Source organism: Ruegeria sp. K7, from assembly GCF_056531785.1.
In genome coordinates, this window is the sequence record NZ_JBQFMJ010000005.1 from 105,233 (window position 1) to 118,530 (window position 13,298).

The 13,298-nt window shown below is 56.2% G+C and carries 11 protein-coding genes; 6 read left to right on the forward strand and 5 right to left on the reverse strand.

The features are described 5' to 3' along the window. Positions 1 to 21: 21 nt before the first annotated feature. The 4 genes from ACR0FE_RS10980 to ACR0FE_RS10995 are packed head-to-tail and all read right to left on the reverse strand — an operon-like array spanning position 22 to position 5,762. A complete protein-coding gene (locus tag ACR0FE_RS10980) occupies positions 22 to 1,401 on the reverse strand; it encodes an aminotransferase (protein ID WP_480912765.1) in 1,380 nt (459 codons plus the stop codon). A 13-nt stretch (positions 1,402 to 1,414) separates the two neighbouring features. Beyond that, the gene (locus tag ACR0FE_RS10985) at positions 1,415 to 2,590 is read right to left on the reverse strand and encodes an aminomethyl transferase family protein (RefSeq protein WP_480912766.1); all 1,176 of its coding nucleotides are present in this window, start codon (positions 2,588 to 2,590) and stop codon (positions 1,415 to 1,417) included. Next, the gene (locus ACR0FE_RS10990) at positions 2,587 to 4,119 is read right to left on the reverse strand and encodes a phytoene desaturase family protein (protein ID WP_480912767.1); all 1,533 of its coding nucleotides are present in this window, start codon (positions 4,117 to 4,119) and stop codon (positions 2,587 to 2,589) included. Before ACR0FE_RS10990 ends, ACR0FE_RS10985 begins: the two co-directional genes overlap by 4 nt. Continuing rightward, a complete protein-coding gene (locus tag ACR0FE_RS10995; RefSeq protein WP_480912768.1) occupies positions 4,116 to 5,762 on the reverse strand; it encodes a phytoene desaturase family protein in 1,647 nt (548 codons plus the stop codon). The genes ACR0FE_RS10990 and ACR0FE_RS10995 overlap by 4 nt, the downstream gene beginning before the upstream one ends. 129 nt (positions 5,763 to 5,891) lie before the next feature. On the opposite strand from ACR0FE_RS10995, the gene ACR0FE_RS11000 reads away from it, so the two are divergent. Continuing rightward, positions 5,892 to 6,530, forward strand: coding sequence for a TetR family transcriptional regulator C-terminal domain-containing protein (locus tag ACR0FE_RS11000; RefSeq protein WP_480912769.1), 639 nt, complete (start codon positions 5,892 to 5,894; stop codon positions 6,528 to 6,530). A 79-nt stretch (positions 6,531 to 6,609) separates the two neighbouring features. Then, a complete protein-coding gene (locus tag ACR0FE_RS11005; RefSeq protein WP_480912770.1) occupies positions 6,610 to 7,911 on the forward strand; it encodes an MATE family efflux transporter in 1,302 nt (433 codons plus the stop codon). Between the two features lie 18 nt (positions 7,912 to 7,929). On the opposite strand, the gene ACR0FE_RS11010 is transcribed toward ACR0FE_RS11005, so the two are convergent. Then, positions 7,930 to 9,222 carry an NAD(P)/FAD-dependent oxidoreductase gene (locus tag ACR0FE_RS11010; RefSeq protein ID WP_480912771.1) on the reverse strand — a complete coding sequence of 431 codons (1,293 nt, stop codon included), beginning with the start codon at positions 9,220 to 9,222 and terminating at the stop codon, positions 7,930 to 7,932. 80 nt (positions 9,223 to 9,302) lie between these two features. Here ACR0FE_RS11010 and ACR0FE_RS11015 point away from each other — a divergent pair, with 80 nt between their 5' ends. The 4 genes from ACR0FE_RS11015 (at position 9,303) to ACR0FE_RS11030 (ending at position 13,118) form a co-directional block, all read left to right on the forward strand. Next, complete coding sequence (locus ACR0FE_RS11015; RefSeq protein ID WP_480912772.1) at positions 9,303 to 9,632, forward strand: DUF6614 family protein; 330 nt, start codon at positions 9,303 to 9,305, stop codon at positions 9,630 to 9,632. 169 nt (positions 9,633 to 9,801) lie between these two features. After that, positions 9,802 to 10,470 carry a TetR/AcrR family transcriptional regulator gene (locus ACR0FE_RS11020; RefSeq protein ID WP_480912773.1) on the forward strand — a complete coding sequence of 223 codons (669 nt, stop codon included), beginning with the start codon at positions 9,802 to 9,804 and terminating at the stop codon, positions 10,468 to 10,470. A 75-nt stretch (positions 10,471 to 10,545) separates the two neighbouring features. Next, complete coding sequence (locus ACR0FE_RS11025) at positions 10,546 to 12,603, forward strand: oxidoreductase (RefSeq protein ID WP_480912774.1); 2,058 nt, start codon at positions 10,546 to 10,548, stop codon at positions 12,601 to 12,603. A gap of 62 nt (positions 12,604 to 12,665) precedes the next feature. Next, positions 12,666 to 13,118 (forward strand): GNAT family N-acetyltransferase, encoded by a 453-nt coding sequence (locus ACR0FE_RS11030; protein WP_170614551.1) that lies wholly within the window; start codon positions 12,666 to 12,668, stop codon positions 13,116 to 13,118. Positions 13,119 to 13,298: the final 180 nt, after the last annotated feature.

Sequence of the window (13,298 nt, forward strand, 5' to 3'; positions counted from 1 at the left end):
CAAGTCCTGGCGACGTGGCCGCTATTCGCAGTAGTCCTTGCTGACCTGCACCATTCCTGCCTCCATGATGTCGAACATGTCGTCGATCTGGGAAGGGGTGATGATCAGAGGAGGAGAGAACACGGCCATGTTTCCGAATGGTCGCAATAGCAAACCCAACTCTTCGCACGCGTCGTCCAGTTTCTGCCCAAACTTGACGTGTGCTTCATAGCTTTCGACCTTCAGCCCGGGGCGGCATTCGATACACCCCAGTAGACCGTCGCCGCGCACGTCCCCGACGATCGGGAACTTTTCCTTGATCTGGCGCAGGCGTTCTTGAAATTGCGGTGTTACGCGTTGAACGTGTCCAAGAATATCCTCCCGCTCCATGATCTCGATGTTTTTGATTGCTGCAACACAGCTCACCGGGTGCCCTGAATAGGTATAGCCATTGTAGAAGACATCGCCGCCCGGAGCGTCAGAGATGCGTTGCATTACTGCGTCCGAGATGATGCAAGCGCCAAGTGGCAGATACCCGGAGGTCAGGCCTTTTGCGCAGGTTATTATGTCTGGAACGATGCCAAAAACGTCTTCTGATGCGAACCAATGGCCGAGCCTGCCAAAGCCGGTTACGACCTCATCCGAGATGTACAGAATGTCGTTTGCACGGCAAATTTCGAGTGTGCGCTTGTGGTAGCCCGGAGGCGGGACAATCACGCCGCCAGAACAGAGGATCGGTTCGGCGATAAAGGCGGCAATACGGTCAGCACCGACCTCGGCAATCAGGTTTTCAAGGTCGGCGACCTTGGCGTCGCACCAGGCATCGATACTCATTCCCTCGGGCCGGTGGTAAGGGTTCACGTCGGGTAGGAAACGCACCAAATCCTGCGCCTTTTCAAAGCTTGTTTCGAAGCGTTCTTTCCCGGTGACCGTTGCAGCCAGAAAAGTCGACCCGTGATAGCCTTTTTCCCGGCCGATCACGATTTTCTTTTCTGGTCGGCCAAGCCTCTTGTTCATGAAAAGCGCGGTTCTGAGCGCGGTATCGACAGCCGTGGATCCGCCGGTTGTAAAGTGCACTGTATTCAGGTCGCCTGGAGTGCGCTCGGCGATCATCCGGGCCAAAACGGCCGCGGGCTCAGTCGTAAATGACCAGGGCGACGCGTAGGGCATCGTCATGACCTGCTGCGAAATGGCGTCGGCCATCTCCCGGCGGCCGTAACCGATCTGTGTGCACCACATACCGCCGGGACCATCGATATAGCGCTTTCCGGCAGCGTCCCAAAGGTAGATACCATCCGCTGTGTTGACCCGCATGTACTCATCGGACCCAAAGCCTTCGGTCCCTGCCCAGGGGTGTAGGTGATGGTCGCGATCCCAGGTGACAAGATCGCCATCGGTTGGAGTGTTGCCAAGTGTGTTCACGTCTTCTTCTCCTTTAGGTGCGGGCGGGCGGTGTCGCACGTGCGCGCGGCGGTGCGAAAAAGGCTTTGGTGACGGGCGTGAGATGCGCCATTCTGGTATCCCATTTGCCTTCCTGCAGTGTGTAGATTTCCGCCATCAAACTGGATGAGCGGCTTGCATCCGGCATACGAACATGTGCCAGTGCGATGTTACGTTTGGCGGTGGGGGACCAAATTCCGGAGGTCACGTGCCCAACTTCTTTTTTGCGCCGGTTGTAGACCAATGACCCTTCCGAGGGTTTGAAGCCTTCGACATCGAAACGCATGAGGAGGCTTCTGGGAGCATCGCGTTTCGACAGCAACGCACGGCGACCATTGAAGTGGTCTTTCTCGAAGTCGACCAGCCGTCCTAGGCCGAGTTCGAATGGCGTTTGGCCCCGGTGCAACCGCTCGGTCGCATGAACGGGCTGAAAGTCCACCCCTGCGGTCAGAAATCCCGCCTCGATGCGTGCGATATTGACAGCATCGTACCCAATGGCGCGCAGTCCCTGATGCAAGCCACCTTTCCAAATTCTGTCCCAGAGATCTTCAGCCTTGTCCCAGTCGCACCAAAGCTCATAGCCGAGGTCACCGGTAAAGCCCGTCCGTGAAATCATGAGGTCAGGTTCGATCTGGACCAGATCGAAAGGTTTCAGCGCGCCAACATCTAGTCCCGCAGCCTCCAACACCGCATAGGATGTCGGACCTTGCAACGAAAGGCCGGCAACGCTGTGAGTTTCATCCCGAACCGCAACATCGAAACCCCATGCCGCGTCCAGCAACCACGTCAGCATCGGTTCTTGACAGCACAAGCGCCAATCGTTGTCGCCGAGATGGAAAAGAGTCCCGTCATCGATGACCATGCCCTCTTCATCGCACCAGGTTGCGTATCCAACGCGGCCCGCTGCGATCTTGCGGACATCACGCGTGACCAGGCGATTGAGCATTGCGGTCGTGTCAGGACCTGTCAGCCTGTATTTGTGCATCGGTGAGATATCGAACACAGAGGCCTGATTGCGCAGCGCGAAATACTCGAACTCGACACTGTCGAGAACTCCGGGGGCAGCGTAACCCGCCCAGTCATACCAGTTTTGAGCGCGATTCTGCTCTTCGAGCTTCTTGTGAAAGGCGGCGGGGATTAAGCCAAGTTTCGGGTCGGTGAAGATGCTCATGGCTGCTCCTCCAGCGCCGCCAGGGCCGCATTGCGACCGGCGAGGCCCATGACATCGCCTCCGGGGTGGGTTCCAGCGCCGCACAGGTACAGCCCCTTGGGACCCATGGAATAGCGGCACATTCCGTTTGCGGGGCGAAGTGTCAGAAGCTGGTCCAGGGACATTTCCGCGTGGTGCCAGTGGCCCCCGGGCGCTCCGGTTGCGCTTTCGATTTGATCCGGTGTTATGACTTGTCTGCCTGCGATGTGATCCTTCAGGCCGGGCAGGGCGCGGCCCAGTGTATCTACGGCGATTTGCGCAAGCTGATCTTTCGCGGCTTCAGTCCAGCCGCCTTCTAGGTCGGATGGCGCGTATTGCACTATGGTCGACAACCAGCCTGATCCATCGGCTGTCTGCATCTTGAAGGCTTCGATCACCGGGGCCTTGGACATTTGTCGATATTTTGCTGGATTGAACGCAGCTTCCACGTATTCTGCGGAGGGGGCATAGATCAGACGGCTATTTTCCAACCCATCAGGCAAGCCTGGCAGTGGCATGTTGTCCTTTAATTTTAGGTTGACCTTGGCTGCTGTTCCTCGTGCCCGGATGTTCCGAATGCGCCGCATCGTTTCGATGTCAAAAACAGATGGCCCGGTCATACGGCTTGTTGGCTTAGGTGCGAGGTTGCTCAGCACGAGAGGTGCGTTCAAAGTTTGCCCATCAGTGGTTATGACGCCAGAGACGGCATCCTTGTCCACGAGAACGCGGGAAACCTCGGTTCCCGGCATCAGGACGCACCCCGTCTTTAGCGCTGCTTCAACGATTAAATCTGTCAGCGCAGACACTCCGCCCGCAGGTTGGGTGATGGTGCCCCCGTGACCCATCCGGTAGATCAGGTTGAACACGGTTCCCGGAGATCTTGGACCGGCGGCTGCCCCCCAGATTGCATCAGCAGCAAGCATCCCAGCCACCGGTCCGTCCGACAAGTCATCAAGGACAATGTCATAGACATTGGACAGAACGACCTGCAGGAAGCGCCGCATTTCCGATTTACCCAGCCTTTTCAGTCCGATGCCCAGTTTCGCCAGGCGCAGAACCTCAGCCATTCCGCCCCGCGAAAGCACAGCTTTGTGACCGCCGGGTGGTGGGGCTTCGGCGAGTTGGCGTAGCAAGCCCCCATACGTAATCAACTGTTGCGTCAGATCAGACCAGGCTTTGGAGTCCGGGTGCGCTGTCCCGTCACTCCAGCAGACGCCTTCGTCACTGAAGACGATGTGCCGACCATCTTCAGCCAATGAGACCGTGGAGGTCGGTTTCCCGGCCAAAACAGGGTGTTGCAGGTCCAAACCGATGTCACTCAGGGCGCGCGGGCTGAGGTTGTAAAGCGAGTGGGCCAATGTTGGGCCCCCGTCCACGGAGTAGGACGCCATTCCGCCAAAACTGTCAGATTTTTCAATGATGCAGACATTCTTGCCGCGCCGACCGAGAAGCGTTCCGGCAATCAAACCGTTGACACCGCCACCCACGACAATTGCATCAAACTGGTTCATGCGGCATACCCCTTCATTCGGCCATGCCGTGTTTCGTTCCTCAGGATTGCGCGGGCCGCGTTGGCGCCGGGCGCCCCCATAACTCCGCCGCCCGGATGTGCGGACGAACCGCACAGATACAGCCCCTTGATTGGCAGGCTGTACTGCGACCACCCCGGGACCGGGCGATTGAAGAAAAGCTGGTCAAAGGTCAGTTCGCCTTGGAAAATGTTGCCTTCGGTCAAACCGACCTCGCGTTCGATTTCCAGCGGTGAACGGACTTCCATGTGCACAACGCGCTCGCGAATGTCAGGGCAAGCCACAGCCATCTGGTCCAGTACAGTTTCAGACATTGCCTTGCGCTGTTGGTCGTCCCAGTTGTCTGCCGACCGGACGCCGCCGACTTCCAGATCATACGGGGCGTACTGAACAAACACCGTCATCATATGCGCACCTGTCGGAGCCATCGTTGGGTCGATCTGGCTGGGGATCAGCATGTCGATGTACGGCTTTTCCGACCAGCGGCCTACCTTCCAATCATCATAAGCCTTTTCCAGTTCAAAGAGGTTCTGCGACACATGCAGATCGCCCCTCAGAAAACTGGTGTGCTTTGGTGCAGCGGGGAAGTTTGGAAAGCGGTCAAGGGCGATGTTGAGTTTCGCCGAAGACCCGCGAATTTTGAAGTTCCGCACCGCTTTGGTGAATTCATCCGGCAGATCGGCCGCATCAACGTGGTGTAAAATGGTGCGCTTGATATCCATGTTGGATGCGACGACGGGGGCATGGAAAACCTTGCCGTCTTCCAGCGCTACGCCTTCCACGCGTCCATCTTTGCTCAGGATTCTCTCGACCCCTGCACCCGTGTGGATCGTACCGCCGTGATCTTTGAATGAGGCCGAAATGGCATTCGAAATCGCGCCCATGCCGCCGCGGGCGAAACCCCAGGCTCCGATGCCACCATCGATATCGCCCATGTAGTGGTGCAGCAAAACATAGGCGGTTCCGGGCGAATACACCCCAAGACCAGTGCCGATAATACCCGATCCAGCCAAATGCGCCTTGATCAGGTCGTTCTCGAAATGCTCATCCAGAAAGTCGCCAATGGACATCGTCCAGAATTTCAGCGTTTCTCCAAATTCGCGACTTCCCAGTCTGTGGGCCTTCTTGACCAGGTACGCCATTTCACCGAGGTCACGTGGGCGGAGCGAAGCAGGGTCCGGTGCGTCTCGAAGCAGAAACGGGCGGATAAAACGGCATTGCCGCATGATGGATTGCGAATAGCGACGATAGGCGTCTGCATCACGTGCAGAATGGCGCGCCATCTCGCGCTTGAGGGCGTTGTGATCGGAGTAATAGGCGAAGTAATCTCCGTCGCGTGTGAAGCTCGCACCACCTTCGTAGGGGATAACCTGAAGCCCGTATTTCGGGAGTTCGAGGTCTCTGGCGATTTCGCGCCGCAAAAGAGAGCAGACATAAGAGCAGTTCGAGTAAGTCCAGCCTTCGTGCAGCGAACGGCTGACTGCTGCGCCACCAATCCAGTCATTCTTTTCGACGACCAAAACACGCATGCCCGCACGGGACAGATAAGCGGCCGCTGTCAATCCGTTATGACCGGCACCGGCCACAATCACGTCGTATCTGTTCTCAGTCGTCAAATTTTTCATCCCTTTCCTCTCCGTTTACAGACCGGACATGATTCCGTAAAGTTTATTTGAGCGCTCAAATAAATTTTAGACCATTGACGCGTGTTTTTCGCGCACTGTAGATGGCGGTAATCCTAGGAGGAGCGGCAATTGGTCGACGCAGAGCGGAAACGCCCCCGCAAAGAGCGGAAGGAAAACGCAGATCGCCGCCGCCGGCAGCTGCTGGACGCGGCGTGCCGTTCCATACTGGCGCATGGATTGGCGAAAACGACACTTGCGACGGTCGCGTCCGAAGCCGAGCTGTCTCAGGGCGTTGCAGCCTTTTACTTCAAATCAAAGGGAGGCCTTCTGACCGAAGCGCTTCGCGACTTGTACCGACGCTATGAGGAGCACTGGACGGTCTCTCTGGAACAGGCAGGGGATAAGCCAGCGGAAAAGATAAGGGCACTCATCAAAGCGGACTTCCACCCTGATGCATGTGGTCCGAACGTCCTGCCTTTGTGGTATGCGTTTTGGGGGGAACTCAGATTCCAGCAGCACTATGATGAGGTTGCGGAACACTTTGAAGCGCGGCGGCGCGAAACTTTGTATGCGATCTGGCAAGAATTGCTGGCCGAGGATGATGTTGCCTCTCCGGGTCAAATGACGGAATGGATGGAGACGCTGACGGATGGTTATTGGCAGCGCCTGCATCTTGCGCCGGAAAACCTGAGCCGAGAAGAGGCGGAACAAGCTGCGTGGGGATGCCTCGTGCGCTTGGTTCCGGGCCTGCTGACTGAAACGCCATAGCCACTTTCGGCTGAGAGGCCCCGATGTCATGACGCGAGTGCGGATCTCACAACAGCCGCTGCCGCCCAGGGCTGCGATAGTGCAGGAAGCGCGTGATGTTGCGCGACTTGCCCTGCCAATAGTCATTTCCCTTGCCGCCGCTGCTTTGATTGGCGTTGTGGATACCGTGATGGTGGCCCCATTGGGAACGCTTCCTCTGGCAGCAGTGTCGATAACGGCCTCGGTGCTGATCATCTTTTACTCTGCGCTTTATGGCTTTGTGTCCGCAATTGGCGTGCGAATGGCGGAAGCCTTCGGCAAGTCCAGCGAGGAAGGGCTTGCTTCGGCCACAACTGCCGGGCTTTTGGTTTCTCTGCTCGTCGGGGTTGTCGGTGCGAGCGTAATGATCTGCCTGAAACCGGCTCTTTCCTGGATCGGACAGCCCCCGGAAGTCGTAGGCTTGCTTGGCGGCTACTGGAACGCGATGAGCCTTCTTTTGGTTCCATTCACTGTTTTCTACGCGTTAAAAGCTCTGTTTGACGCCATGAACCAACCTTGGATTGGCGTTGGGCTTGCGTTTCTTGCGGTCGGTTTCAACATTCCTTCGAATTATGTGTTGATCCACGGTGTTGCTGGCTGGCCTGGTCTGGGTCTTGTTGGGGCAGGGATCGCAAGTCTGTTGTCTCAGACGGTGCCTTTGATTGCGGCATTTGTGATTTTGGGCGCAAGGAAACGGAAATGGGACCTTCTGAGGACCGAAGGTTTTGACTGGTCTGAGTTCAAGGCGCAGATCAAAGAAGGGATCGTCATCTCCGTCGGTTACCTGGGGGAGGGGGCCGCTTACGCCGTAGCAGGCCTGATGCTTGGGTGGTTCAGCGCCGCCGCGCTTGCAGCACATCAAATCGTTTCTGCGGTCAGCGACGTTATTTACATGGTGCCGTTGGGCGTTTCGATTGCAATCTCAATACGCGTGGCTCAGACAATCGGTGCCGGTGATAAGGACAGGCTGAAGCCAATTGTATTAGCGTCGCTTCTGGTCGTTGTGAGTTGGATGACAGTCGTTATCCTGGGTATTTTGGTTGGCCGTATTCCTCTGGCGAACAGCTTGTCAGATGATCCGAATGTCGTTTCTCTCGCGATTTCGATGTTCCTTGTGATCGCCGCAATGCAGATCGCAGATGGCGTTCAGGGGACAATGCTGGGCGCATTTCGGGGCATGATGGACAATCATGTTCCGGTTGCCATTACCCTGATTGCCTATTGGATCGTTGCTTTGCCGCTTGGATATGGATTGGGCTTTTGGCTCGGGTTCGGACCCAACGGTGTTTGGATTGGGTACGGCACGGGCCTCTCACTGGCCGCGATCGCATTGACCTATCGCTTCTTCTCCAAAAACCGTTAACCAACGCGGTTTTCTGTCTCAAAGACCCAACTTGTCCAGGAGTTTCAGGCGCAGGATTTCTGCTTCGACAAGGGTCTCTCGGGCAAACGAAAAAGGTAGAGGTTTGAGGGGGGTAACCGGAAACTCAAGCTCATCGACATTGGTCCCGGCCGCCCACCGGGCCAGGACCCGCCCCATTGCGGTGGCGATGGCAACGCCACGACCGTTGTAACCCAGACCTGTCATTACGCCCGGGGTGAGTTCATGCAGGTGGGGATAGTGATCCCTCGTCAGCGCCACATACCCGCCCCACTCAAATTCCCACTGAACTCCGGACAATTGGGGGAAAAGCTCAACGGAAATGCGTTTCAGCCGCTCAATTTGTTTGATGGTGGAATTGTCATGGTAGGTGCCGCGACCGCCCATCAGGAACCGGCCGTCTGCATCTTGCCTGAAGTACAAAAGAAGGCGTCTTGCGTCGGACAAGGCGTTGCCTTCTGGCAGAATTGTTTGGCGGATATTGTCGGACAATGGCGCCGTCGCCACCTGAACTGACCGAACGGGCAGGACGGATTGCGCCAGGCGCGGATGCAGATCACCAGAATAGGCGTTTGTGCAAATCAGGACCTTGTCCGAAAAGACAGCTCCGTTAGGTGTCTCAACCCGAAAGCGGCTGCCCTCTGACGAGAGCCGGTTGGCGGGCGTTTCTCCGAAGATTTCCACGCCATTGCGACGGGCTGCTTCGGCCAGTCCAAGTGCATAGTTCAGTGGGTGCAAAACTCCGCTGCGTCGGTCTAGAACTCCACCCAGATAGGCTTCTGTCCCGGTCAGACGCTGCATTTCGCCTTGATCAAGCTGAACCATGCCGCCGCCGTGATTGTCCCAATCCTCAGCAAGTTTGTGCAATTCGTTGAGTGTTTTGGTCGTATGCGCCGCGCGCAGCCATCCCAGGCGGTTTGCATCGCACATAATACCGTGCCGAGCGATCAAATCGAAAACAAGATCGGCCGCGTCACCGGCCATTCGGATCATTCTGTTTCCCCAGAAATCTCCAAACTTTGCCTTGATGCCGGTTGGCCCGTCCTTGAGGCCTACATTGATCTGCCCACCGTTGCGCCCAGATGCGCCCCAGCCGGGGTGTTGGGCGTCGATCAGAACAACTTTGATGCCTTCCTCGGCCAGGTGAAGCGCTGCCGAAAGGCCAGTGAACCCGGCGCCAATCACCGTTACGTCTGATTGTTGCTCGGTAGCGAGTTGCGGGTAATCGGTTGAATAACCTGCCGTTGCTGACCACAGGCTGTTTGCAATAACGGGGTTTTCGTTGCGGATCATCTATTGGTCTCGCGCGCTTGCCTTGCGGGGGGAATTGCATAGGTTTGGCTGGTGACGCCTTTCCGGACAGTATGTGAAGAATGCCAAGACTTTTGAACCAATTCGAACTGAAACCGGCCGCCGACCTCGATGCGTTCGAACAGGCCTGGAACGCGTTTGTCGGACATTTGGTTGCGGCGGGTCTGGCAACGAACGGAACGCCTTTGTGTAAACGCATTCCAGAAAGCGGTTACGATACTGACCAACAACGTGACCATTCGCTTATGGCTGTGATCGAGTTCAGGGATCAAATGCAGGCCGACGCGGCTTGGTCCGCCATCGAGGATCGCATTGAGCCACTGGGAGAATTGCATCGCAGTGTCATTTCTATGGTGCACGACCCGGTTTTCACCTTTTGGTCGGAGCTGTAGATCCATGATTGCGAACATTCGTATTGTTTTCACATCATTTATCTTCATCATTGAATGATTATTCAATCAATGGCATAAACTTTGCGAATGTCAATCAGCCTCTCGCCGGCACGGCTTGGCAGTGAGCGCGGGCAAGATTGAAGTACCTGAGAAGATGGGAGGTGTGCGAGTGAGTCAGACGCCAGGCGATAACTCAAAACCGACAGGGCGCCGGCGTACCGAGTCCAAGGAGGTGCGGCGCCAACAGCTGATCAACGCCACAATCGACTCGATCGCACAAAACGGAATTGGTGGAACAACCATGTCCACCGTGACCGAGATTGCCGGCTTGTCGCTGGGCATCGTCAACTTCCACTTCAAAAGCAAACAGAACTTGCTGGAAGAAACGCTGTTGTTTCTTGCAAAGGAACACCATGAACAGTGGTTGGACGCTTTTGACAATGCAGGTTTACCGGCGCCCGAAAAGCTGTTGGCCATCGTCGATGCGCATTTTCACCCGCGGATTTGCTCGCCGAAGAAACTGGCCGTCTGGTTTGCGTTTTTTGGAGAGGCAGGGCGGCGCAAAGTTTATCGCAAACTGATCAACGACATTGATCTGGAGCGTTACAGCATCGCGCTGCGCCTGTGTTCGGAAATTGCCGAGGATGGCGGGTATGACGACATGCCGCCAAGGCAAGTCGCCAATATCCTGGAGGCTCTGTACGACGGAATCTGGTTGGAGCTTTTGACCTATCCGGAGAATTTTCGACGTACCGAAGCCCGGGATCACATCGCCGCCTTCCTGTCCAAGGTCTACCCGGATCATTTTCGAATGCCAGAGTTCAAGAGCGGCAGTTGAGACAGTGCGGGTCAAATTTCCGGTTTTACAGACAAGACGGGCCTGCGCACAGCGCAGCAAACAAAAGGCAAACGAATGAGCAGGGATCCTCGCTACGACATCCTTTTCGAACCAATACAAATCGGACCAGTCACTGCGCCAAACCGATTCTACCAGGTTCCGCACTGCACAGGCATGGGCTGGCAATACCCGCGTACCCTTGCGGCCATGCGCAAGGTGAAAGCGCAAGGTGGATGGGGCGTCATATGTTCGGAATACAACTCGATCCATCCATCATCTGACGACCTGCCGCATCCCTATGCGTCCCTTTGGGATGACAGCGATGTTCGGGCGCACGCTTTGATGACGGACGCGGTGCACGAATATGGCAGCCTTGCGGGTGCTGAGCTATGGTACGGAGGCGCCAACTCGAACAACCTGTTTTCCCGGTTGCCGAGCATGGACGTCGACAGCCGGCCCAACGTTAAAGGGCATCCCTATCAAACCCGCGCGATGGACAAGCAGGACATCCGGGATTTGCGCCGGTGGCACCGCAAGGCCGCCTTGCGGGCGCGAGACGCGGGCTTTGACATTGTCTATGTTTACGCGACGCACGGATACCTTATCTCAAACTTTTTGCATCCACGGGTGAACACGCGCAGCGACGAATATGGCGGCAGCCTGGAAAACAGGGTGCGCCTGACCCGTGAACTGATCCAGGAAACCAAGGACGCCGTTGGGGACCGGTGCGCTGTGGCGGTCCGTTTCTCAGCAGACGAAGAGATCGGTGAGGATGGCCAGCCCATCTATGGTGAGCGTCGCGAGATGTTCGAGATGCTCGCTGATCTTCCGGATTTGTGGGATATCAACATCGCAGATTACTCGGTCGAGATGGGCGTTTCCCGTTTTACCAAAGAGGCAGCTCTTGAACCCTACATGCATTGGGTCAAGTCCGTGACGGATAAGCCCGTCGTGACTGTGGGTCGCTTCACGTCACCCGATACAATGGTCTCGCAGGTCAGGCGCGGAATTTCGGATTTTATCGGTGCCGCGCGCCCGTCAATCGCTGATCCTTACCTTCCCAAGAAAATCGAAGAAGGGCGCCTGTCTGCGATCCGTGAATGCATCGGGTGCAATGTTTGCTATGCCAGCGACACGATTGGCGTGCCAATTCGTTGCACGCAAAACCCGACAATGGGAGAGGAATGGCGCAAGGACTGGCATCCCGAAATCATTCGAAAGCAAGCTTCAGATGCACGCGCTCTGATTGTCGGGGCAGGGGCGGCTGGTCTTGAAGCCGCGCGGGCGCTTGGGGCGCGTGGGTATGATGTCCTGCTGGCAGAGGCTTCTCGTGAAATAGGCGGTCGGGTTGTGCGCGAAGCGGCACTTCCGGGCATGAGCGAGTACATTCGCGTCAGGGACTATCGCGAGCAGCAATTGATCGAAATGCCTAATGTTGAAATCTACCGGGAAAGCCCGCTGACAGTTGACGATATCTTCGCGGTTGAGGCTGACCACGTCGCAATCGCCACCGGCGCGACCTGGCGAAATGATTACCATGACGAGGAACGTTTCGTCCCGGTCGCGGAAGGAGCCGCCTTGAACCGCGTTTACACTCCCGATGACATCATGGATGGAAGGATTCCCGATGGGCCAACTCTCGTTTTTGACAGTGATGGCTATTACATGGCCAGCGTCATTGCCGAAAAAATTAGGGCGCGAGGTCACGCCGTAACGTTTGTCACACCGTCCGACAGTGTGGCTGATTGGGCTGGAAAAACGTCCGAGCGTTGGCGCATCCGAACACATTTGCTTCGCCTGGGGATCGAGATTATGCCGTCAAGGACCCTCAGTCAGTTCGATGGCGAATTGGCGCATTTGGATTGTCTCTACGGCGGATCAGGTAAAACATTGCCCGTTGCCAACATTGTGATGGTGACAGCCCGGAAACCAAATGACGGCTTGTATCGGGAATTGAGCAGTCGGACGAAAACTGCGGAATTGCCATTCAGCCTCCGCCGCATTGGCGATTGCGATGCACCAGCGATTATCGCGGCGGCAGTCTATGCCGGGCATAGATACGCCCAGGAATTGGATGGTTCCGTGGATGTGGACGTGCCGCTCAAACACGATCGTGTCGATGTCGGGCAATAGCTCATTTGACCGCTCGGTGCGGCCATCTCGATAAGCACCTTGAAATGCAGGAGAAATCTGTGATGCCGGAAGGTCTGGTTATCCGCCCGCTTGAGTCGAAAGACAAGGAAGAGTGGCGCCGCTTGTGGACTGCCTATCTGGAGTTCTACGAGACCACCGTCCCGGAAGAAGTCTACGAGATTTCTTTCAGCAGGCTGTTGTCAACAGATACAGGTGAATACAACTGCCTCATTGCTGAACTGGACGGACAACCGGTTGGATTGGCACATTACCTGTTTCACAGGTTTATGTGGTCCGTCGAGGATACCTGCTATCTGATGGATCTGTTTGCAGACCCCGAGGTCCGAGGAAAGGGTGTCGGCCGTGCTCTGATCGAGGCCGTTTTTCAAACCGCAAAGCAGCATGGTGTTCCAACAACTTACTGGACCACTCAGGAGTTCAACTACAAGGGCCGAATGCTATACGACGAAGTGGCAAAACGAACGCCATTCATTGTCTACGAAAAAGACGAATAGTCAGCAGCGTCATTTCTGAAGGCCTTGGGCTGAGGAGGACGGGTATCTTTGACCACCTCGTTCAATGATCAAACCCAGCGCATTTGCTTGATTCAAGACCAATGCCGAGATCATTCGCCCAATATTCGGCACGTTTTCTTTGCGTTACACGACGTTCTTGCTACTGTCGGCTGACAACAA